Raw genomic sequence first — 22275 nt, forward strand, 5'->3', positions numbered from 1 at the left:
GTCCTGAGGAGGACCCGTGCACACCCCTGCCGAAGCCCCGTCCGACGCCTTCGCCGTCGTCGTCAACGAGGAGACGCAGTTCTCGATCTGGCCCGACGGACGTACCCCGCCGCCCGGCTGGCACACCACCGGGTTCCGCGGAACCCGGCACGAGTGCGTCGCACACATCGAAGAGACCTGGACCGACATGCTCCCGCGCAGCCTGCGGACCGCGCCGGAAGGTACGCGATGACCCCGGGGGCGGCCGGCTCCGAGCCCTGGTTCCCCTTCGGCGTGCCCGACCTCGACGCCCCGCTGAGGGTGTTCTGCCTGCCGTACGCGGGCGGCGGCGCCGGCCTCTACCGTTCCTGGCAGCAGCGCGCCGCTGCGGGCGCCGCCCTCGCGCCGGTTCAGCTTCCGGGCCGCGAGACCCGCTTGCGCGAGCCACCCGTGGAGGACTTCGAAACCCTCGTCACGCGCCTGGCCGGCGCCCTGGGTCCGTGGACCGGCGACCGCTACGCGCTCTTCGGGCACAGCATGGGCGGTCTGCTCGCCCACGAACTCGCGTACCGGCTCGAAGAGCTGACGGGAAGGCCGCCCGAACTGCTGGCCGTCTCCGCCTGCGCCGCGCCCGAGCTGGAGCGCCCCCGTCCGGCCATCCATCAACTGCCGCGGGAGGAGTTCGTAGCCGAGCTGCGCCGTCTCGAGGGCACCCCTGCGGAGGTGCTCGAGGACGACGAGCTGCTCGACCTGTGCATCCCCCGCATCCGCGCCGACTTCGCCGTACTGGCCAGCCACCGCCATCGCCCCCGGGCGCCGCTGAACTCGCGGATCACCGCGTTCTGCGGGACCCGCGACCCGCAGATTCCGGTCTGGTCCATGGAGGCCTGGCGCGGACACACCACCAGGGACTTCCGGTTGCACCTGATGGACGACGACCACTTCTTCATCCACCGGCACGAAGCAGCGGTCTTCCAGCACCTCGTGGACGGCGTCCGCGCGGTGCTGGGGGACGAGGCGGCCGGTGTCACCTCCCGACCCGACGAACGGACTTCCCGATGAAGAAAAAGGTGACCATCGTCGAGCTCTCGGTGTTCGAGCGGATCACCCCGCTCGTCTCCGGGTACCTCCAGGCCTACGCGTCCGAGGATCCCGAGATCCGCGCCTCGTACACCTTCGACAACTACTCCACCAGCATCAAGACCCCGATCACGGAGGTGTTGCGGGACGTGCTCGGCCGGCAGGCCGACGTGTACGCGTTCAGCTGCTACGTCTGGAACATGGGGTCGGTGCAGAAGCTGCTCCCGCTCATCCGGCAGGCCCAGCCCGACGCCGAGATCCTGCTGGGCGGCCCGCAGGTCATGAAGCACGGGCTGCGCTACCTCGATCCGGCGGACCCGCACATGGCGGTCTGCAACGGTGAGGGCGAGATCGCCTTCGCCGACTACCTGAGGGAGCTCACGGAGTCCGCGCCCGACCTCGCACGAGTCGGCGGACTCAGCTTCTTCCGGGACGGCGCGCTCGTCACGACGCCCGAGAGGGCCCGGATCACGGACCTGAACACGATCCCGTCCCCTTTCCTGACGGGACTGTTCGAGCCGAAGTACAGCATGAGCATCCTGGAGACCAACCGCGGCTGCCCGTACCACTGCGGATTCTGCTTCTGGGGCGCTGCCACGAACGACCGGGTCTACCGGTTCGACGAGGAGCGGGTCCGCGACGAGATCACCTGGATGTCACGCAACGACGTCCTCTTCCTCTACATCGCCGACGCGAACTGGGGAATGCTGTCGCGGGACGTCGAGTTCTCCGAGCACATCGCCGCCGCCTCCCGGGAGCGGCGCTTCCCGAGCGTCGTCTACTTCTCGTCGGCCAAGAACAAGCCGCACGCGGTGTCCAAGATCACTGGCATTTTCCAGGACGCCGGCCTCGTCACCTCGCAGCCCATCTCCATGCAGACCCTCGAACCCAAGAGCCTGGACCTGATCGCTAGGTCGAACATCAAGCTCAAGGCCTTCTCGGAAGTGCAGGACAACCTGCGGGACAAGGGCCTGAGTTCCTTCATCGAACTCATCTGGCCCCTCCCCGGCGAGACGCTCGACTCGTTCAAACGGGGGATCGGAACCCTCTGTGACAACTCGGCCCAGACGATCATCGCCTATTCGCACCTCCTCCTGAACAACACCCCGATCTACCACAACCGGGAAAAGCTCGGGCTGGTGACCCGTCCGGCCGGCGGCGGGGTCGCCGATGCCCGCATCGTGGTGGAGACGGAGCAGGTGTCGGCGGATGAATTCGTCGAGGGCATGCGCTACTTCTACGCGCTGCACGCCATTCACAACACCCGGAGCCTGCGTCTCGTCAGTCGGTATCTCAACGCGGCCGGAAAAATTCAGTACAGCGACCTCGTATCCGCTTTCGTCGACTACTGGCGGACCCGCCCGGCCGATGACCCGATCGTGGAATTCGTAGAGCGTTCCATCCGGGACGCCGAGTACTACGACGTCAACAACTACGGGCTGTTCATCCACACCGTGCTGCACGCCGAGCGCAGCCTGTTCAACGCCCAGGTCCTCGAGTTCGCCCGCAGCCAGGCCTGGTGGGAGGACCCTCAGGCCCGTGCAATGTTCGCCGCAGACCTGCTGAACAGGCCATATGTGTACAGCAATACGCCGTTGGACCCGCTGGAGGACGGTGTCGAACCGATCCGCCTGCTGGAGCGGGGGCGCCGGAGCTACACCGTGGAGATCGGCGAGGACCTGGTCGGGGCGCTTTCGGGGGCGGTCCGGTCGGAAGACCAGAACATGTCCGCCGGCACCTACACGATCGATCACAAGCGGCTGCAGTACCCGTACATGGCGTCCCAGAGCCTGGACCACAACGGTGGTTACTGCCACGGAATGATCGAAAAAGTGGAGAACATCGTGCCGGTGTGGACCCCCGTCGGATAGCGAACTCCGCGCGATCGATCCACCGACAGTCTTCACAGAGAGAAGGAATCGTGGTGCAAGCGCTTGCCGTGACGGACGGGGCCGAGACCTCGGACATCGCACGATGGAATTCCACCACCACCACATACCCGCGTGACTGCAGCTTGCCGCAGCTCTTCGCCGAGCGGCTGTCCGAGGGTCCGGACCGGCCCGCTCTCACGTACGGCGGGACCACGCTCAGCTACCGGCAGCTGGACCGGGCGACCAACTCCCTGGCCCGGCGCCTGCTGCACGTGGGCGTCGGACGGGAGACGCGGGTGGCCGTCCACATCGACCGCCAGGCGGCCGCGATCGTGGCCATCCTCGCCATCGTGAAGGCGGGCGGAGCCTACCTTCCGCTGGACCCGTCGCACCCGGAGGCCAGGCTCCGCCTGATCCTCCGGGACGCCCGGGCCGCGTTGGTGCTGACGACGGACGAGCCGGATCCTGAGACGGCCTTCGGGCTGCCCTGGGAACCGGTGCTCGGCCACCTCGCCGGGGCGGTGACGGAGGATCCGGTGTACGACACCCCGGTGCCTGCGGTGACCGGTCCGGAAAGCCTCGCGTACGTGATGTACACCTCGGGGTCGACCGGGGCCCCCAAGGGGGTCTGTGTCACCCATCGCAACATCGCCCGGCTGGTCCTGGGAACCGGCTACGTGTCCTTCGAACCGGGCGATCGGGTGGCACAGATATCCAACATCGCGTTCGACGCCGCCACCTTCGAGATATGGGGGGCGCTGCTGGGCGGCTGCCACCTCTGGGGCCTTGACCGCGGCACCGTGCTGGACCCCGCGGCGTTGCGCTCGGCGCTCACGGCACAGCCGGTCCGGACCATGGTCATGGCGACACCCCTGTTCAACAGGCTCGCGGCCCTGGACCCGTCGATCTTCGCGCCCGTCTCCCAGCTGTACGTGGGCGGCGACGTCCTGGGCCCGAGGCAGGCGTGCGCCGTCGCGGCGGGGGCGGCGACCAGGCTCTTCAACGGCTACGGTCCGACCGAGTCGACGACCTTCGCGACGGCGTACGCGGTGACCGGGAGCGAGGGGGAGTCGCGCCTCCCGATCGGGTCGCCCATCGCCAACACCCGGATCCACATACTCGACGATCAGCTGCGGCCGCAGCCGGTGGGCCTGCCCGGCCAGATCCACATCGGGGGCGACGGGGTGTGCCGCGGATACCACGGGCGGCCGGGTCCGACGGCGGAACGCTTCCTGCCGGACCCGTTCTCCGACCGTCCCGGCGCCCGGATGTACGCCACCGGTGACGTGGGCCGGTGGACCGTCGACGGAGTCGTCGAGTTCCTCGGCCGGACGGACTTCCAGGTGAAGGTACGCGGCTACCGGGTCGAGCCGGCCGAGACGGATGCCGGGTTGATGTCTCATCCCGACGTGGCCGAGGCCGTCACCGTCGCCGTGGGCGACGGCACCGAGGACCGGAGCCTCGTCTCCTACTACGCCACGGCCGGCCGGGTGGTGGAGGCTCCCGAGTTGGCCGGCTTCCTTCGTGACCGGCTTCCCGACCACCTGCTGCCCGGTTCCCTGGTGAGACTGCCCGAGCTGCCCAAGAACGCCAACGGGAAGATCGACCGCTCCCGGCTGCCGGCCGCCGAGCGCGTTCCGGGATCCGCCCCGGCCGGCGGGCCGAACGGAGCCGGTCAGCCGGGTGCCGACGGGGCACTGCCCGCCGAGGGCGGGCTGACGGTGAGCCAGGAAGTGGCGGCCGCGATGGCACTGGTCCTCGGATTGGACCGGGCCGCGCCGGACGAGAACTTCTTCGAACTCGGCGGCCACTCCCTCTCGGCCATCAGGCTGATCGCGGCCCTGAACGACCGGTTCGGGATGGAGGTCCCGCTGCCGGAGCTCTTCGACGACCCGACACCGTCCGGCGTGGGTCGGTACCTGGAAGGCCGGCTGGCCGAGCGCGGGGGCCGCTGATGACGGCCAGGGAGCGGTGGTTCCTGCCGAACCGGGAGGCGGTACCGACTGCCGAGGACGCGCTCCAGCTCTTCTGCCTCCCCCACGCCGGGGCCGGGGCCTCCGCGTACCGTGACTGGGCGCCGCTGCTCGCGCCCTCGGTGAAGGTGGTCGGGGTGCAGCCACCCGGGCGGGAGAACCGGTTTGCGGACCCCTACACCCCTTCGGCGACGTTGCTTTCCCACGAGCTCGCCGAGGCCGTCGCGGAAAGGGCGCAGGGCGCCTTTGCGCTGTTCGGACACAGCATGGGCGCGTTACTGGCCTATGAGACGGCGCACCGGCTCGCCGCTCTCGGCCGGGCTCCGGCGTGCTTGTTCGTCTCCGGATACTGGGCGCCGCAGTTGCCGCATCGAAGGCGCCAGGTGCACCTCCTCCCCGAGGACGAGCTCATCCGCCAGTTGCGCGATCTCGAAGGCACGGTGCCCGAGGTGCTGGACCACCCGAAACTGCTGGAGTTCCTTCTCCCCCTCATCCGCGCCGACTTCGAGCTCTGCGAGACCTACCGCTGGTCGTCGCGCCCGTTGCTGGACGTACCGGTCGTCGCGCTGGGCGGGGCCTCGGACCCAGGAGTCGAGGTCCCGCCGCTGGCCGCGTGGGGGGAGCTCACGGCTTCCTCGTTCGAGATGCGGCAGTTCCAGGGCGGCCACTTCTACCTGCACGAGCGGACTGACGAGGTGGTCGCGTTCGTGGCCGGCCACCTGCGGGACGCCACCACCTACACATCGGAAGGGCTGATCCATGACAGCGCTGACCCAGGAGTGGGCAGTGGGACGCGTGCGTGAGTACTACAGCCTGGTCGACGACGGTGACATCGGCGGCCTGATCGAGCTCTTCGCGCCTGACGCCGTCTACCACCGGCCCGGATACGAGCCGATGCAGGGCAGAGCGGACCTCGAGCGGTTCTACCGCACCCAACGGGTGATCAGGGAAGGCAGTCACACGATCACCGCGATCATCCAGTCCGGCGCCGACGTGGCGGTGCGCGGTGAGTTCCGCGGCGTACTGAACGACGGGCGCGCGACCTCGCTCCGGTTCGCCGACTTCTTCTCCCTGTCGCCCGACGGACGCTTCGCGCGACGGAACACCTTCTTCTTCGCACCACTCGTCTGAGGGGGATCCATGACCGCAGTACAGGGCGCCGCGCCCTTCGCCTTCGGTGAGGCGTTCACGAACCACATGGTGGTCTCCTCCTGGCGCGACGGCAGTTGGGAGCCGCCGCGCCTGCGGCCCTATGGTCCGCTTCCGATGGATCCCGCCATGGCCGGCCTGCACTACGGGCAGGTCGTGTTCGAGGGGCTCAAGGGCCACCGCCTGGTGAACGGCGGGCTGGGAGTCTTCCGGCCGCTGGAACACGCCCGCCGGTTCCAGCGGTCGGCCCGTCGGCTGGTGATGCCGGAGTTTCCGGCCGACCTGTTCGTGGGGGCGGTCGAGGACCTGGTGCGCGAGGACGGGCCCGGCTTGCCCGATGACCCGGCCCTCAGTCTCTACCTGCGGCCGGTGCTGTTCGCCAGCGAAGCCAGTCTGGCGCTGCGGCCGGCGCGGGCCTACACCTTCGTCCTGCTCGCCTTCGTCACCGGAGCGTTCTTCAGCGACCGGACGGACCCGGTCAGGATCTGGGTGAGCCGCGACCACGTGCGCGCCGCGCCGTTGGGCACGGGGGAGGTGAAGTGCGCCGGGAACTACGCGGCTTCGTTCCTCGCCCAGCAGGAGGCGGCGGCCCAGGGGTGCAGCCAGGTGCTGTGGCTGGATCCCGTGGAGAGAACGTGGGTCGAGGAGATGGGCGGCATGAACGTCTTCTTCGTCCACGGCACGGGCGAGGCGGCCGAGGTCGTCACCCCGGCCCGGTCCGGCACCATCCTGGCCGGCGTCACCAGGGACTCCGTCATCTCGCTGGCCACACGGCGAGGGCTCCGCGTGCGGGAGGAGCGGATCGCACTGGAAGACCTGCGCGAGCGGTGCCTGGCCGGCGATGTCACGGAGGCCTTCGCCTGCGGCACCGCGGCCGTCATCAGTCCGATCGGAGGGTTCTGCGACGCCGGTGAGACGTGGACCGTGGGAGACGGCCGGCAGGGGCCGGTCACCAAGGAGCTGAGGGACGAGCTCGTCTCCGTCCATCGTGGCCTCTCACCTGACGAGGAAGGCTGGTTGCACCGCCTGTGACCGGGAACCTGCTCCGCCTGAGGCCGTCGGATGAATCCCAGGCGCTGGTGTTCGTCCATCCAGCGAGCGGATCGGCGGCGTCGTACCGCGCTCTGGAGCCGTTTCTGACATCGGACCGCCCGGTCTACGCGTTCCACTCGCCGGACATCCCGCCCGGTCGGCACGCCTCGATCGAACGCATCGCCGAGGACTACCTGGCGGAGTTCCTCCACGCCGCACCCCGGACGACACCCGTATTCGTCGGATGGTCCTTCAGTGGGCCCGTGGCGGTGGAAATGGCCCGCCTGTCCGAGTCGACCGCGGCCGGGGCGAGCGGAGTCGTCCTGCTGGACAGCGCGACCCCCGAGGTCCTGGCCGGGCGCACCACCGATCTCGTCACCGAGATGGGCGGGCTCTTCGGCGTCGACCTGGCGGGTACTCCGGCCTCCTCGCCCGGCGAACTCCTGGATCGGATCGCGGAGATCATGGCCGTCTCCAGTGACATGGCGGGTGTGACGGGTCAGGATCTGCGGCCGTTCTGGGACACCTACCGCTGGCACCAGGACGCCTTCGAGTCGGGTTGGCGGGCCAGACCGTGCGCAGCGCCCGTCCTGCTGATCCGGGCACGTGAGGAAACCGGCTGGGATCCGGCACCCGACGATCTGGGGTGGTCGGATGTGTTCGGCACCGCAGTGCCCGTCGAGTGGGCCGGAGGCACGCACTACACCCTGATGGAGAACGACAGGCTCGCAGACATCGCCCGCATCGTCGAACGGGCCGTTGAAAAGTGGTCCCGCCCCGACCCGGTCACTCCGTGTCTGAATTGATAGCCGATCATGGCAATCGGTACTTTTGTGTGCACTCCGGATGACTCGCCCGACCCAAGGGCGGGGGTTCGGACAGGAGGTGCGTGCCGGTGCCTGGTTCGAAGCGGAATGCGCGGCCGAGGAGCCGGGCGCGGCGTCCGCGCAGCGTGTTCCGCAGCCGCTGGAAGGTGCGGGTGCGCTCCCAGACCAGGGTCTGGTGGGCGCGGGCGACGACCTTGGCGGCCTGAGCCTGCTCGCTGTCGCCGGCGATCGGCCGCAGCTGGGCGGCGTCGATACGAACCATGTCCGCAAGCGCGTGCGCGTCGCCCTTGTCGCTCTTCGCGCCGGAGGTGCCGTAACGCTCCTTGAACCGGGCCGCCTGCCGCGGGTTGACCGCGTAGCCCCGGTAGCCGGCCGCGAGCAGGGCCTGTACCCACGGGCCGCGGTCGGTCTCGATCCCGACCGCGTGCCTTGCGATCAGGGCGTGCAGCTTCGCGATCCCCTCGACGCCCTCCGTCAGCCGGGCGGACCCGAGCCTGCGGCCTAAGCCGTCCTGGACCTCGACATCGTGGTGGTCTTCGGCCCAGTCGTCACCGACGAACAGCACCAGCTTCTCCAACCTCGCGACGTACAGTGCGTGCGGCCAGCGGAAGGCACAGCTCGCGCCGGTCGCTGGACATCGCCGGGTTCGTGGACCTGGACGGGGTGGACCCGATCTTCTTCGATACGACGTACTACCTGGGGCCGCGGGGATCCGAGAACACCAAGGTCTACAGCCATCTACGACATCCAGGCCCTCGTCGCTTCCGCCCAGCGGCACGACGACGCGGTCCGCGCCATCGGGGCCATCGTGACCCAGGGGCACCGGGCGCCGCTTGCGCAGGCTGTCGACCGCCAGATTCCGCGCCGTGCGGATCGCATAGGGGACGGGATCGCACTCCGGCCCCAGCTGCTCCCGCAGCCATTTGCGTGCAGGCCGCTCGTAGGCGACCTGGACTTGCTCACCGCCCGTCAGAGGCGCTGGGACCCGCCCCTGACCTGCGGTGAAGCACTTCCCGACAGGCTCTAGCCGCCCGTGGTACCTACTAGGTACCATCAGGTATGCCGTCCTTGAACATCACCTTCACTGACGAGGAACTCGAAGCCGTCCGCGCCGCTGCGGCCGCCGAAGGCAAGTCGTTGAAGCAGTTCGTCCATGACCTGCCACTGCGCGAGCAGCAACGCCTGCAGTTCGTCCGCTACGCCCTGTCCTGGGGCGAGGCACACCGGGACGAGTTCGACGACGCCTTCCCCGACGAGGCCCCGTCCGCTCCTGGTGGCCGAGGGGCGGACGCCGCCTGATGATCCTCCACATCGACGTCCCTTGGCTCCTGGATGTCCAGGAGCAGGCCGTCCCCGAAGACGTCAGCGTCGACGACTACTCGGCCCTCGTCGCGGCTGTCGCCCGCCACAAGACCCGCATCCCGCGCCCCACCACGGCCGACCCCGATCCAGCCTGGCGCGCCGCGGCTCTGCTGCACACCCTGATCCGGCTGCAGCCCCTGCCCTACCGCAACAGTCTGTATGCCTGCCAGGTCACCGCCGCCTACATGCACGCCTCCGGCGAGGGCATCGACCCCCCATACGGTGCCATGGTCGACCTCGTCCGCGATATCCAGGCCGGCAAGGCCACCGTGTACCAGGCCGCCGACCGCATCCGGACCTGGCGCATCTGACATACACCGAGCCGAGGCCTATCCCGGCTCCGCGTTTCGTCATGCCGTGACATCCCCGCCGCGGGCCCGCGGCCTTCCCCCGGAGGAACCGTGCAGTTCACCGTCCTGCCCGTCCGCAGCCCGCTGCCCCTCACGCCCGGGTGAGGCGTACCTGGTGGCTTTATTCACGGGTAGCGAAGCCCGTTCTTCATGGCTTCGGGAGGCACCCGCCGAGGCGGGATGTCGATGTTCACGAGAACGGAAGGCAGCGAGCCACAGGGGCCGCGAGACGGCGTTGAAGCCGCACCCCGGCGGCCCCCAATGCAGCCAGGCTCGCGGGCGGCGGCCAGCGGGCCGCCGGGGGCGGTGGCGTCCAGGCGTCCGTGCAACCAGGTGAAGCCGATTCTGCTCGCGCGGTCCGCTGTCCTCGCGGGCCAGCTGCTCCGCGCCAGACACCCGGGCCTGCCGTTCATGGAACGGGCGGCCCGGGGGTGGACCGGTCCGACGTCAGCCGGGCGCGTCGTGCGACTTGGTGGTGCGGGGCCGTGAGCCCGCCTCAGTTGCCGATGCCGGAGCTACCGAGTCCGGAGTTTCCGATGCCGTGGCTGCCGATGCCCGTGTTTCCAAGGCCCGCGTTGCCCAGACCCCAGTTGGCGACGCCCGCGTTGCCGACGCCGCCGTTGAGTACGCCCGAGTTGCCGACGCCCGAGTTCCCGAAGCCTGAGCTGCCCACGGAATGGCCCGGCCCCGTGTCGTCGGCGCTGGCCGCGCCGGCGCAGCAGACAGCCAGCACCGCCGCGGCACCCAGCGCGGTCGTCACGCGGAGAAGAGTTGCATACATATTCGAATACCTCCTATTTCGGGCATCTTGGCTTACTATCCCTAGCACGCGGCCATGCCGATTACGGGGAGGAACGCCCCGAAGCTGCCGTGTCGCCCAGAAGTCTCGTCCGACGGCGTGCGGGTCACGGGTCCACGGTCCAGAGGACCCGCTCAACGCCCAAGGGTTGTCCCGTAACTGCTGGTCACAGGTGAGATGATCTTGGTGTGGCTGGTGCGATCACGGCGTCGGAGCCGTCTTGGATAGCCCCGTTCACCGGGTGGCTGAGCCCGCGCTGTTTCGGGAAGCTGGTGACTGTGCTGAGGCGCGGGGGTGCGGACGCGGTCCGCAAGGGCCGGCCGTGGAGCCTTCCGCTGGAGGACCGGGCACTGCTGGTCGCGGCGTACTGGCGTACGAATTTGACGATGCGCCAGCTCGCTCCGCTGTTCGGGGTGTCCAAGTCGGCGGCGGACCGCATCATCGATCACCTCGGGCCGATGCTCGCCCTGCAGCCCCGAAAGCGGTTGGCCAAGGACACCGTGCTGATCGTGGACTGCACTGTGGGAGACCGGCCTGGTGGAGGTCGTTCACCCCGCGAATGGCGAGCGCCCAGATCTGGTATCGGTCACCGCCGCCGGGCGCTCCGTGTTGGCCTGAGATGCCCGTGGTCGGGTCCGGAACCATTTGCCCGCCCCGACCACCTGCGGCCATCGGAACGCCTCGGATTTGGAGGCATCACCTGTCTCTGTAGAGGTCCTCGTCGGGCTTGAGGGATCCCTGTGGTGTGGACACACCTGACAATGGATCTTGTTGATCCTGGAAGGTGTAGATCCACGTGGCAAGGCTCTCGAAGTACAGTGCGGAGTTCCGGTCCGACGCGATCGCGTTGTGGCGGGCTTCGGACGGCAGGCGGACGTTCAGGGACGTCGCGGCCGATCTGAACGTCAACCCCGAGACGCTGCGGACCTGGGTGCGTGACGCAGACGGCCGTCCGGCCGCAGCCGGCGCGACGCAGGACACCGAGGCCGAGCTGGCCGGGCTGCAGGCGGAGAACGCCCGGCTGGCCAAGGCCGAGAAGGAATGGCAGCTCGAGCGGGAGATCCTGCGACGGGCAGCCGCCTATTTCGGCCCGGGAGATGAAGTGAAGACCGCCGCTTGGGACTTTGTCTCCGCCCACGCCGGGATCTTCGGCATCAAGCGGATATGCCGGGCGCTGGAGGTCTCCCGTTCGGGCTACTACCGGTGGATCGCCGGCGCCGAGGTGCGGGCCGCCCGGCAGGCGGACGAGGATGCCCTGGTCGCCGAGATCCGCGACATCCACGCCGAACACCACGGCAACTACGGCGCGCTTCGCGTCCATGCCGAACTACGCGGCTTCGGTCACACGGTGAACCGCAAGCGGGTCGCGGCTGATGCGCAAGCACCAGATCGTCGGCCGCCACCTGCGCAAGAAGAAGCGCACGACCGTTCCGGACCGGCTCGCGCCGCCGGTGCCCGACCTGGTCCAGCGGGACTTCACCGCCGGCACGCTGGACGAGAAGTGGTGCGGCGACATGACATACGTGCAGGTCGGAGCCACATGGCCCTATCTCGCCTGCGTCATCGACATCCGCTCCCGCCGGGTACTCGGCTACTCGATGGCCCCGCACATGCGAGCCGGGCTCGTCATCGACGCGCTCCAGGCCGCGATCGCGGCCCGCGGCGGTGACGTCACCGGAGTGATCTTCCACGCGGACCGCGGATCGCAATATACGTCCGCCGCGTTCGCCCAGGTCTGCGACCAGTACGGCATGCGCAGGAGCATGGGCAGAGTCGGCTGGAGTTACGACAACGCCCTCGCCGAGAGCTTCTGGCAGGGCCTGAAACGAGAACCGATGCACGAGAAGCTGTTCTCGACGATGCGGCAGGCGAGGTTGGCGATCTTCGAGTGGCTCATCTACTACAACGCCCGCCGACGCCACAGCGCGCTGGGCTACCTTTCCCCGATGGAGTTCGAAAAGCAGCACCCCAAGACAGCCAAACTCTCACTTGCAGCATGAACCCCTGTGTCCACGCTCCGGGGGTCACCTCACCCCCCCTACGCCCCCGCGACGGCTACATCCCCTTCGCCACTGGCGGCCGCCAATGCATCGGCAACGACTTCGGGCACATCCAAGCCACCCTCGCCACCATCACCAACCGATGGCACCTCCACGCCCCAGCCGCGCGCCCCACCCCCCGTATCCACCTCACCCTCAGCCCCCCACCCACAACCCTCAATGCCACCCCGCGGCGTACGCCGTAGGGACACACGAGCCTGCGCCAGCTCACCGTCAACGGGAAAACCTTCGATGGCGAAATTGGAACCCCAGCGCCTGTCGTTCGCCGAGTCCGGTCCGTTCAGGGCCGACGCGTCGATCACGTGCCCCACATCGGCGAGCGCGGTGTTCGACGTGCTGAAAGACCACCGCCGCTGGGGGAGTGGGCCGGCGTCGGTGTCACATCGGTGGAACCGACCTCGACATCGGAGGAGGGTGTCGGCTCCACAGTGCGGCGGCGACGTCAGGCGGGGGATGTCAGCGGGCTGGAGGTCGGGGCGGGCGCGGTGCAGGCGTGCCGGGTGGCGCCACCGGCCGGAGGCGTCGCGGGCGACGTCGACGACAACTCCCACCACCAGCTCGGGTTGATGACGTTCATCGTCTCCCTGGTGCCCCACCTGGCGGAGAACGACCAGCCCGTCCATGGATGGCCGGGCCGGAGCAAGCAGTGCGCCGACTGTGCTGCCAGCCGCCTGGGCGAGGGTGGTGGTGCGGCCGATGTACTGAAGGCGCCCATGGTCGTCGTACCTGCCGAGCGGCAGACTGCGGGGAGCGGCCACAGGGCCGGTGACCGCGCCGACGACTGCCTCCATCGCCTCGCGCACCTTGTACTTCATCCAGCCCCTCACCGACGGCTCGTAGGCGCCGTCCAGCCGCAGACTGCCCACTCCATCCCGACCGCCGCCCACGACAACCACTCACACACAGTGTCCGGATCCGTGGTCAACGGGCACAGTGAAGTTTCCCCGTACTCAGCCCCTCGGCTGGGTGACCTTCGGGGCGTCAGCAGTGGACAAAGGCTGCGGACATGGCCTTTCGCAGGACAGGGACGGGGACGAGGACGGGGTCTGGGCGGGTGGGAGCGGGCGGGTAGACGGTCCTGCCCTCCTTGATGGTCTCCACGACGGTGATGTCCTTGATCTTCGGCTCGGGGATCGTGAGCGGGTTGTGGCTGAGGATCACGAAGTCGGCGAGCTTGCCAACCTCGATGCTGCCCTTGGTGTCCTCTTCGAAGTACTGGCGGGCGGCGTTGATGGTGAGGGACTTCACCGCGTCCAGGGCCGACACACACTGATCCGGGCCCAGGACGCTTCCTGAGGTGCGGGTGACGCGGGTGACCTGGCTGGACAGGATGGCGATCGAGTTGGGCAGGGCGACGGGGGCGTCGTGGTGTGAGGTGTAGGCCATGCCGCGGTCCACCGCCCACCGGGCCGGCGAGATGTCGACAGCACGTTCGGGACCGAGCACGGTCTTGCGGTACCAGTCGCCCCAGTAGTAGGTGTGCATGGAGAAGAACGACGGGATGATCCCGAGTTCCCGGAACGCCTCAATCTGGTCCTCGCGGGCGGTCTGGCAGTGGATCGCCGTCGTACGCCGGTCCTGTCCGGCTTCTTTGGTGGCCGTGCGCACGCACTGGATGAGCTGGTCGATGGCGGCATCGCCGTTCACGTGCGCGATAACCTGCCAGTTGTTTGTGAAACCCGCCCGAACCTGGGCCAGGACGTCCTTGTCCGGCAGGGTCGCATAGCCGCGGTAGTCCTCCTTCTGGCCGTCGGGAGGGGTGAGGTAGGGCTCGGTGAGCCAGGCGGTTCGCCCCTGGGGCGAGCCGTCCAGGAGCAGCTTCACCCCGGCCGTGCGCAGGCCCTTGGTGTACTCCCGGCTCGCCTGGACCGTCTCAGGGGATTTCATGGCCTGGTCTGCCTTGACGTAGACGACCACATCGGTGGGCAGGCCATCGGGGTGGGCGTCCGCGACCTGCCGCAGGAGGCCCAGGACCTCCAGGCTCGCTCCCCCCTCCTGCACGGTCGTGAAGCCGAATCTCGCCGCCGACAGGAGGCCCATGGCCAGGAACTGCCCGGTGTCGATGGGGTCCATCCCGGCGACGGCCAGGTCGGCGGCGGGGTTGAACGCGGTCTCTTCCAGCACCCCGTTCGGCTCTCCGTACACCGGCTCGGATTCGGTTGCGCGCTCCAGCTTCCGCCGGATCACCCCGCCCTTCGGGTCCGGTGTCGTGGCGGTGTACTTGAGCCGTTCGAGCCCCAGGCTGTTGACCGCTCCCAGATGGAAGGACTGGTGGATCGCCAGAACGGGCTTCTCGGTGGAGACCACGTCCAGGTCGTGGCGGGTGGGGTGCTTGCCCTCGGTGAGCATGGAGTCGTCGTAACCGAAACCGATGATCCAGTCCGAGCGTTTCCCCACCTCGCTTTCGGCAAACGCGCGCAGCTTGTCCTGGAGGGATGCGATGTCGGTGACGTCGCCGTCGGGAGCGGCGAGGAGATTGGCGATGGTGGCCTGCAGGCCGGTGCCGGTGATGTGGCCGTGCGCATCGATGAAACCCGGCAGCAGAGCCTGGTCCGGCAGCAGGTCGTGCAACCGCGTGTCCGGCCCCTGCCACTTGGCCTGCGCCTGGGACAGGTTGCCGACGAAGACGATCCGGCCGTCCTTGACCGCCACCGCCTCGGGCGCTGCCGATTTCTCGTCGGCAACCGCCACAATGGAACCGCCGGAGAAGATGATGTCGGCATCTCCAGACCGCGTTCCCGGCGAGATTCCCTGGGACATCACACACCACCTGTTCTCCTGCGAATGATCAACCTTCGCCACGAAGAGTAGTCAATCGCACGCCATGCGTGATCGATCGACGCCAGTCAGTACCAGGATGTAGCCGCACGCCGTGCGCGACCAGCGCGAGATGTTCGGACCGTTCACCTCCACCACCACCGCCGATCTCGGCCTTTCCCTTGCGCTGGGCATTGCAGGCGCCGCACCGGCCGCAGCAGCCAAGGCGGCCCCGCTGATCGCCACCGCCGCTCAACGCATCGCCGGAGGAGGCCAGGAGTCATACAGCTTCGCCGGCCACAGGCGCCGCGGGGCGTCTATGACGGCGCGTTCATCAGCGGTTGAGGTTCGGCCCGCCGAGACCGTCTGGCGGGCCGAACGCACCCTCAGCGGCAGCCTGAAGGCGGCCGTCGCCTCGGACGACGGCCGCTTGACGCCCAGGTCGTGCAGTTCGCTAGCGAGGGCAAGCTTCTCGAACGCCCGAAGGGAGGCTGCACGTCCGGGGTGCGCGGACGTGCGGTATTCCTGCCCCAGCGACACCCCTGGCGGACGGGCGGTCTTCGCGCGGAGGTGGCGGAACCCTCGGCGGACCCGGGAGGGGGTGAGTCGGCGGGGCTCGGCGGGCCGTTCCCAGGGGCGGCGGAGGTCCTCGGCGAGCGGACGGGCGAGGCGGAGCTGAGTGTGGGCGGCGATGATCAGCCAGGTCCACAGATCGGCGGTGCGCGGGTCCCGGACCTTCGGAACGGTCCAGCCCAGGGTCTGCTTGAACAGACGGAAGGTGTGCTCGAGATCGAAGCGCCGAAGGAACACCTGCCAGCGCAGGTCGACGTCCGCGCTGGTCATCCCGGTTTTGGAGGACCACAGCCAGACCGGTTTCGGGTCGCGGTCGCCGGGCAGGTTCTCGACCTTCAGCCGTATCAATGTGCCGTGGATCAAGGGTAGTTCACCGCAGTGGTCGAGCCAGGGGCCGCGGGCCTGCAGGCGGGGGTGCATATGGTCCCAGGTGAGGGTTTCGGCCGTGCCGTAGCGGTGGTGTCGCAGGTGGTGGCCTGGTCGGGGGTGTGCCAGGACTGCGGCTTGGAGAAGGTGGGGACACCGCCGTGCTTGCGGGGCTGCCCGCCGCGTGGAGTGGATCGGCGCGGGCCTGCGTCGCGGAGCATCACCCGGTCTGAGCGCAGGCGGCCTACCAGTTCGACGGGGAGATCGGCCAGGGCGTAGGCGAGGCGTGTGACGTCGTAACCGGAGTCCATGACGATGAGGATGTCCGGATCTCCAGGCTGCCAGTGCCCCGCGCGTACGAGTCGGCCGACGGCCTCGCGGAGCTGGCCGGCGGTGACCGCGATGGCATCGTCGGCAGGACCCAGGCGGACGGCGTCCAGCACGGCGGTCCACGACGTCCGTCCGGTTTCCAGGGCTGCGACGAAGGAGTAGGGCCAGCCGGGGATCATCTGGTCGGCACTGCGGCCCCGCCCGTATACGTGGCAGAACAGCAGGTCCGGGCTGGTGGGTGCGTCGGGCCGTAGCCAGTTGCTCACGTCGACCGCGAGGACGATCCGCCCGTCAGCCGCCCTCGGCAACGGCATGGAGGCCAGCAGTCGGCGGAACCGGGCAGGCTCCAGCCAGCCGTGATTCACAGCGTCGCACATCGCTCCATGTCCGCGCCGGTGCTCGGCCGTCAGCGTGAGCTCGACCAGCGACCTGACCGGCCCGTCCGTGCACAGCACCGCGTCGGTGAGCTCGAAGAGCGCATCCGCACGGCATACAGGCACTCGTAGAACCCAACACGAAAGCGCGACAGGACACCCAACGCCTCGTCGGCGGGAACATCGGCAGGCAAACTCATCCTCAGCGGCCGCCCCTCGACCCTGCGTTACTCGACATCTCGAAGCGTGGAGGGCGGCCGCGCCGCCTGCCCCCGGAACCGGTAGATATCAGCAGGTCGGATGACGGGCGAGGTTAAAGATCAAGCTAAGAGGCCCGGCCTATGCATTCCGCCAGTTGACGAAGGACGCCTCATCCAAGGCCACACTGATCTTCCCCTGCCGGAAGGCCACATCGCCCAGGACCTTGCGAAGGAAGTCAGCCATCCCGAAGGGGTGCAACTGCATCTCATCGGTGTACCTCACATACGTCAGGACAGGCCATCGATCCGGGTCTTCGTTCGTGGTCACCCAGCAGTAGATGTCCGCGCCCGACGTCACGCCCCAGGCCACGATGGACTCAAGGTCCACATCGAAGTCGGCCTCGTCACGGCACATCTCCCAGAGCTCGCGGGCGATGCCCGTCTCGTCCTCCAGGCCCGGGCCTGCCGCGTACGGGTAGCCTTCGACCTGTAGTGACGGCAGCAGGATGCTGATCCCGTCGCTGATCACCCCCGACCCGTACACCTCCATGAAATGGACGTAGTCCGATGGGAAGCGGGTCTCCCAGGCCGCCTCGACCTCACCCCAATCGACCCGCTCGTCAACCCCGTGAGCCACCGGCATGAACTCGGCAAGTGCCGCTACCGCTTCCGTCCCGCGCATACCCCACCCCTCGTCTCGCTGAACCGCACGGTGCGGAGCGTCGTCTTGGAAACGCCCAATCTACGAGGGCCGGCCCTGCAATGGATCTACGGGGCTCCACCTTCGAAGCTTGGCAAGATCCGAAAGAGGCGGCTAGACCGCCCATGGCTGTCCAGGTCCCGAGTACAGCCGCCACGGGCGGCAGCGTACGGGTCACCTGGCCGGTGGGAACACCCAATGGACGGGCATTCCGCGGAGCCCGGGGCAGCGCGTCCACCGCTGCCCTAGCCTTGCGCCATGAGCGCGCCAGGGGACGTGATCGACGGACGGTTCGAGCTGGTTGACCGGCTCGGCAGCGGGGGAATGGGCACGGTCTGGCGAGCGCTGGACCGTGCCCTTCATCGTCAAGTGGCCGTCAAGGAAGGTCGCCTTCTGCTACGCCGTCACCGGCATCGCCTGCGCCGTCTGGTACCGGCGCCGACTGATGCGGGGTGCCCCTATGGGTTTGGTCAAGCTGATGGGGCGGGTTGGGGTTCGTAGAAGGTGCCGTCGCGGAGCATCGCGAAGAGCACGTCGGCTCGTCGTCTCGCGAGGCAGAGGAGGGCCTGAGTGTGGTGCTTGCCCTGGCTGATCTTCTTGTCGTAGTAGGCCCTGGAGACCGGGTCGGCCAGGGCCGCGAAAGCGGATAGGAAGAAAGCCCGTTTGAGCTGCTTGTTTCCGCGTCGGGAGGGTTGTTCGCCGCGGATCGAGGAGCCCGAGCTGCGGGTCGCTGGGGCTAGTCCGGCGTATGCGGCGAGGTGGGCGGCGGAGGGGAAGCTGGATCCGTCGCCGACGTCGATGAGGATCCGTGCTCCGGTCCTGACGCCGATCCCCGGCATGGACGTCAGGACCTTGGAAAGAGGGTGGTTCTCCAGCAGTTCCTCGATCCGGGTGGCGAGGAGTTTCCGCTGGTCAAGCACTGCCTGGAGTGAGTTGGCCAGGCTAGGAACGATCAGTGCTGCCGCGTCCGTGCCTGGGACGACGACGGTCTGCTCGTCCAGGGCGGTGAAAATGTCCTCGACCAGCCGCTCGGCCATCCTCGGAGCCTTCGGACGTATCAACGTGATCAGCCGACGCCGTCCGGCCTTGCGTATCTGGGCCGGGGAACCGAACCGTTCCAGCAGCATCAGGACGGCCGGGTGCTGGATCCGCGGGCCGAGGACTCGCTCCAGGTGCGGGTGGATCTGAGTCATCAGCCCCCGCAGGCGGTTGCTGATGCGGGTTGCTTCGCCGGCCAGGTCGTCGTCGAACCCGACGATCATCTCCAGCTCGGCGATGGTCTCGTCCTCAAGGTCGACCGAGCGGAGTGTGTGCGGCATGACGCGGGCCGCGTCCGCGATGACGAACGCGTCCCGGGCATCGGTCTTGGCCTCACCCGGATAGAGATCGGCGATCCGCCGCATCGTCAGCCCGGGCAGATAGGCGACCGGGCAGCCCATGTCCCGGGCCACCGCCAGCGGCAGGGCGCCGATGGAGGCCGGCTGGTCGACCACGACGAGCACGGCCCCGTGCTTGGCCTGCAGTTTCCCGAACACCTCGCGGAGCTTGGGTTCACTGTTGGGCAGCCGTTTGTCTAAGGCCTTCTTCCCGGCCGGGGTGACGGCGGTGGCGTGGTGTTCGCCCTTGCCGACGTCCAGGCCGAGGAAGGCGCCGATCTCGCTGGTGTCGATCACGTGCTTCCTCCGGTCGTCCTCGCCCGGCCGTCCCACGGCACCGATCGCCACATCCACATTACGAAGAGCCTCCCGACCTGCGAAGAAGCCGGTGGTCATGCCCCTAATCAGCGGTCTGTCGATGCCTCCGGAGCCGGTGACACCACCCCCCAGGCCATGCGTTCGACAGGGGGAGAAAGTCATGCCAACTCCGGAGGCCGGGCGCCCCATTGCGGGGCCACCAAGAAGGTAATGGGGGGGCAGGTCCCTTCCTCCTGCTCGGAGCTCGGAGCGGGCCCACTGCTCGGCTCGGCCATGCTGATCTGGCTGCTGGTCGAATCCGTCGCCGCCATGGCCGACGCGGGCAACTCCTCCAGTGCGACCGCCTGGTTCGGGTTGGGCGCCCCGCTGGTCATCGCGCTCTTCCTTGCCGGCGCCGGTGTGGTGTTGATGCTACTGCGCTGCGCTGCGCCGCGTCCGGAGCCTTCTGGCGCGAGCGCCCCGGCGTGGCCCCGAAGCGCCGTAGAGTGCGCGGCCGTCGAGCACCGGGGCGGGCGAACCCGTCACGGCTTCGCGTCGATCGCTTCCACCACAGTGGCCATGACCTCGACCTCCTCGTGGTCCGTGGGCCCTTGCTCGCGACACGGGAGCGCCAGGTCGAGAACGCTGCGCATGGCCGATGACCTTCCGGGTCATCTCCTCGCGGGCCTCGCGGCCGGCTCGGGTACGGTGTGCTGGTCGCGTTTGCGCACCGGGTCCTGGCCGCCCGGGACGCCGGGCACGGGGATGCGGACCGGCTGGGTACCAGCGCGGCCGACCCCGTCGGTGATGAGGCGCTGGTTTGGTCCGACGAGCTCGTGCGCGCGAACCCGGCGCGGCCGAACCGACCAGGGCGCACGCCACCGAAGGCTCGCCGCGAACCCGGGTTCTCCCTGAGGACCGCCTCGGCCTTGTGCCAATCGGGTGCCAGCGTCGCCCAGTCGGTGCCGCGACCGTGACAGCCGAGCCATTGGCGGCTGCAATGGCGAGGGGTCCGGGGCCGCACACCATCTGACGGCCCGGACATCGAGCGGAGGGCGGTTACATGTCTGCGAGCAGTACCGAGGACATTCCGCGTCGCGTGGGTGACGCGTTCAGGTTTGATCAGCAGATCGTCTTCGAGGACATGCAGCTGAGTAGGCTGCACTACCACCTCCTCCGGCTGACCACCGTCGGCCTCGGCGGGGAGGACGTGGCGGAGCTTCGTGAGCTCGGCCGGCTGGCTTTTGAGGGCGCCGACATCGGCGCGCAGTGCGACAGGATCCGGGGCCGCGACGGTGCCGACGTCGTCGCGGTCGCGATCGCGAGCATCGTTCAGCAGGCCGACGGCCAGACGCCGCTGGGCCACGTGATGCTCGGGGCCGTACTCGGCGCATACGCCTCGATGCTTGACAACCTGGATGAGGACCGGAGGACGATGGCCGTTCTGGGTGCCCTCGGTGGTGCCCTCACGGCCTCGGCGATGCCTCTCGTCCTGGAGCGGATCGACAACGTGGGACTCTCCGACTACCTCAGCAAGGCCGAGTGACGGTACAGCGCAGGTGCGAAGGCCGTCGGCGTGCACATGACTGTAACGGCACTCAGCCATGTACGAGTGAACGCGCCCAGACCGTGAGGTACTGCGTCGGCCCCGTTCACCTCGCGCGGGCAGCGTTTGGTCAGTGAGTTCGAACTCGTGACAAGCCGCCTTGCCCACCAGTTTGAGATCCGGGCGTTCACCTTCTCCAGGGTGGGCTCGAGCCGACGACGTATGACCAGCAGCTGGTCCAGGCGCGGCGGCAGCGGCAGCCAGGGCTCGGGGCCGTTCTCGGTGGCTTCGCCGGTTTGAGGCGGGCCGAGCCGGCTGTCGGCCGCCCGCGGTGCCCACGCACCCCACCGGCTCGTGTGGGAGGTGGAAGCTGCGGTTGTCGGGCGGGCGGCCGATTGCCGGGAGTGTGGCGGCCAAGGTCCTCAGGCCGCCGTGATGACGGCCGCTGGGCCGACCGTACCCGGCCCGTAGCGGCGGTTGAGGGCGTCGATGACCGGCTCGGCGCGCACACGTGCTTCACGGACGGGATCAAAGGTCAGCTGCGTCGGCGCCTGCGCGCCGTCGACGGCCTGGGCCGTCAGGGCGATCCGGCGGATCCGGGCACGCTGCAGCCCGAAACCGTCCAGCACCTCGTACACCACCCGGCGCACGTCATCGGTGTGAGCGGAAGCCATGGGCAGAGTCCGGGGCTTCGCCAGTTCACTCCGGTCAGCCATACGGACAGCCACGGTGACGGTACGCGCAGCCTGTCCACGTGAGCGCAGCAGTGCCGCGAGCTCCGTGGTGAGCCGAAGAGCGGTGGCACGTACCTGCGGGCCGTCGAGGACGTCGCTGGGGAAGTCGGCCTGAAGGTGACCGACACCGACTCCCGCCCGGGGGCGACAGCACGACGATCGATTCCCCGCGCCTGCTCCAGCAGAGCCATCCCAGGCTTGCCGAGAACCCGCGCTGCCGTGACTGCGGGGAGATCCGCGAGCTGCCCGATGGTGTTGACCCCGAGCGTCCGGAGCTGCGCCGCCGCGTGCGCTGGATCCGTACAGGTCCTCGATGGGCAGCGGCCCGAGGAAGGAGCTGGTCTCGGACGGCATGACCAGCAGCAGCCCTCTCGCCCCAGCGCGGGCGGACGCCATGGCCGCCACCGACCACGACGGGCCGACCCCCACCGACATGTCCAGCCCGTGCAGCGCGAGGACCTGAAGACGGAGCCGGTGCGCCAGGCTCACGGGGTCCACGCCGAACAACCGAAGAGCGCCGGACATCTGCGCGATCGCGGC

General features: G+C 68.8%; 20 protein-coding genes and 3 pseudogenes. 15 read left to right on the forward strand and 8 right to left on the reverse strand.

The genetic code is table 11. The features are described from left to right. The first annotated feature begins 16 nt into the window (after positions 1 to 16). From OG429_RS39505 to OG429_RS39540, 8 genes are read left to right on the forward strand one after another with little or no spacing between them, the layout of a single operon-like run. Positions 17 to 232 (forward strand): MbtH family protein, encoded by a 216-nt coding sequence (locus OG429_RS39505; protein WP_328930064.1) that lies wholly within the window; start codon positions 17 to 19, stop codon positions 230 to 232. After that, complete coding sequence (locus OG429_RS39510; RefSeq protein WP_328930065.1) at positions 229 to 1041, forward strand: thioesterase II family protein; 813 nt, start codon at positions 229 to 231, stop codon at positions 1039 to 1041. The genes OG429_RS39505 and OG429_RS39510 overlap by 4 nt, the downstream gene beginning before the upstream one ends. Beyond that, positions 1038 to 2930, forward strand: a complete 1893-nt coding sequence (locus OG429_RS39515) for a cobalamin-dependent protein (protein WP_328930066.1) — start codon at positions 1038 to 1040, stop codon at positions 2928 to 2930. The genes OG429_RS39510 and OG429_RS39515 overlap by 4 nt, the downstream gene beginning before the upstream one ends. Positions 2931 to 2983: 53 nt before the next feature. After that, a complete protein-coding gene (locus OG429_RS39520) occupies positions 2984 to 4885 on the forward strand; it encodes a non-ribosomal peptide synthetase (RefSeq protein ID WP_328930067.1) in 1902 nt (633 codons plus the stop codon). Then, on the forward strand, positions 4885 to 5706 hold the full coding sequence (locus OG429_RS39525; protein ID WP_328930068.1) for a thioesterase II family protein: 822 nt from the start codon (positions 4885 to 4887) through the stop codon (positions 5704 to 5706). The genes OG429_RS39520 and OG429_RS39525 overlap by 1 nt, the downstream gene beginning before the upstream one ends. After that, positions 5690 to 6034: a nuclear transport factor 2 family protein gene (locus OG429_RS39530; protein WP_328930069.1), complete on the forward strand. Its 345-nt coding sequence runs from the start codon at positions 5690 to 5692 to the stop codon at positions 6032 to 6034. The genes OG429_RS39525 and OG429_RS39530 overlap by 17 nt, the downstream gene beginning before the upstream one ends. 9 nt (positions 6035 to 6043) lie before the next feature. Next, the gene (locus OG429_RS39535) at positions 6044 to 7084 is read left to right on the forward strand and encodes a branched-chain amino acid aminotransferase (RefSeq protein ID WP_328930070.1); all 1041 of its coding nucleotides are present in this window, start codon (positions 6044 to 6046) and stop codon (positions 7082 to 7084) included. 47 nt (positions 7085 to 7131) lie between these two features. Then, positions 7132 to 7890, forward strand: coding sequence for a thioesterase domain-containing protein (locus OG429_RS39540; protein ID WP_328930071.1), 759 nt, complete (start codon positions 7132 to 7134; stop codon positions 7888 to 7890). A 7-nt stretch (positions 7891 to 7897) separates the two neighbouring features. Here OG429_RS39540 and OG429_RS39545 read toward each other — a convergent pair whose 3' ends face one another. Beyond that, the gene (locus tag OG429_RS39545; protein ID WP_328930072.1) at positions 7898 to 8488 is read right to left on the reverse strand and encodes an IS110 family transposase; all 591 of its coding nucleotides are present in this window, start codon (positions 8486 to 8488) and stop codon (positions 7898 to 7900) included. A 14-nt stretch (positions 8489 to 8502) separates the two neighbouring features. On the opposite strand from OG429_RS39545, the gene OG429_RS41720 reads away from it, so the two are divergent. From OG429_RS41720 to OG429_RS39555, 3 genes are read left to right on the forward strand one after another with little or no spacing between them, the layout of a single operon-like run. Beyond that, positions 8503 to 8916: a Ku protein gene (locus OG429_RS41720; protein WP_405681097.1), complete on the forward strand. Its 414-nt coding sequence runs from the start codon at positions 8503 to 8505 to the stop codon at positions 8914 to 8916. A gap of 54 nt (positions 8917 to 8970) precedes the next feature. Next, complete coding sequence (locus OG429_RS39550; protein ID WP_328930073.1) at positions 8971 to 9210, forward strand: hypothetical protein; 240 nt, start codon at positions 8971 to 8973, stop codon at positions 9208 to 9210. After that, on the forward strand, positions 9210 to 9584 hold the full coding sequence (locus OG429_RS39555) for a toxin Doc (RefSeq protein ID WP_328930074.1): 375 nt from the start codon (positions 9210 to 9212) through the stop codon (positions 9582 to 9584). Before OG429_RS39550 ends, OG429_RS39555 begins: the two co-directional genes overlap by 1 nt. 535 nt (positions 9585 to 10119) lie before the next feature. Here the strand turns inward: OG429_RS39555 and OG429_RS39560 are convergent. Further along, a complete protein-coding gene (locus tag OG429_RS39560; RefSeq protein ID WP_328930075.1) occupies positions 10120 to 10383 on the reverse strand; it encodes a hypothetical protein in 264 nt (87 codons plus the stop codon). Positions 10384 to 10610: 227 nt separating this feature from the next. Between OG429_RS39560 and OG429_RS39565 the strand changes: the two are divergent. Both OG429_RS39565 and OG429_RS39570 read left to right on the forward strand, forming a co-directional pair. Continuing rightward, positions 10611 to 10946, forward strand: a pseudogene (locus tag OG429_RS39565) (helix-turn-helix domain-containing protein); the annotation flags it as partial. Between the two features lie 272 nt (positions 10947 to 11218). Next, positions 11219 to 12422 (forward strand): annotated as a pseudogene (locus OG429_RS39570) (IS3 family transposase). A gap of 38 nt (positions 12423 to 12460) precedes the next feature. On the opposite strand, the gene OG429_RS39575 reads toward OG429_RS39570, so the two are convergent. The 5 genes and pseudogenes from OG429_RS39575 to OG429_RS39595 all read right to left on the reverse strand — a co-directional run bounded on the left by OG429_RS39575 (position 12461) and on the right by OG429_RS39595 (position 19455). After that, complete coding sequence (locus tag OG429_RS39575; protein WP_328930076.1) at positions 12461 to 13297, reverse strand: hypothetical protein; 837 nt, start codon at positions 13295 to 13297, stop codon at positions 12461 to 12463. A gap of 166 nt (positions 13298 to 13463) precedes the next feature. Further along, a complete protein-coding gene (locus tag OG429_RS39580; RefSeq protein WP_328930077.1) occupies positions 13464 to 15242 on the reverse strand; it encodes an amidohydrolase in 1779 nt (592 codons plus the stop codon). 534 nt (positions 15243 to 15776) lie between these two features. Further along, positions 15777 to 17082: pseudogene (locus OG429_RS39585) on the reverse strand (NF041680 family putative transposase); the annotation flags it as partial. Between the two features lie 139 nt (positions 17083 to 17221). Beyond that, positions 17222 to 17764, reverse strand: a complete 543-nt coding sequence (locus tag OG429_RS39590; protein ID WP_328930078.1) for an SMI1/KNR4 family protein — start codon at positions 17762 to 17764, stop codon at positions 17222 to 17224. Positions 17765 to 18252: 488 nt separating this feature from the next. After that, positions 18253 to 19455 carry an IS110 family transposase gene (locus OG429_RS39595; RefSeq protein WP_328930557.1) on the reverse strand — a complete coding sequence of 401 codons (1203 nt, stop codon included), beginning with the start codon at positions 19453 to 19455 and terminating at the stop codon, positions 18253 to 18255. 1063 nt (positions 19456 to 20518) lie between these two features. Here OG429_RS39595 and OG429_RS39600 point away from each other — a divergent pair. After that, complete coding sequence (locus tag OG429_RS39600; RefSeq protein ID WP_328930079.1) at positions 20519 to 21001, forward strand: hypothetical protein; 483 nt, start codon at positions 20519 to 20521, stop codon at positions 20999 to 21001. A gap of 422 nt (positions 21002 to 21423) precedes the next feature. On the opposite strand, the gene OG429_RS39605 is transcribed toward OG429_RS39600, so the two are convergent. Continuing rightward, positions 21424 to 22089, reverse strand: coding sequence for a DinB/UmuC family translesion DNA polymerase (locus OG429_RS39605; RefSeq protein WP_328930558.1), 666 nt, complete (start codon positions 22087 to 22089; stop codon positions 21424 to 21426). Here OG429_RS39605 and OG429_RS39610 point away from each other — a divergent pair. Continuing rightward, the gene (locus OG429_RS39610) at positions 22049 to 22198 is read left to right on the forward strand and encodes a hypothetical protein (protein ID WP_328930573.1); all 150 of its coding nucleotides are present in this window, start codon (positions 22049 to 22051) and stop codon (positions 22196 to 22198) included. The genes OG429_RS39605 and OG429_RS39610 overlap by 41 nt on opposite strands. Positions 22199 to 22275 lie beyond the last annotated feature (77 nt).

Origin of the sequence: Streptomyces sp. NBC_00190, assembly GCF_036203305.1 — a bacterium.
In the GTDB taxonomy this organism is placed as follows: Bacteria; Actinomycetota; Actinomycetes; order Streptomycetales; family Streptomycetaceae; genus Streptomyces.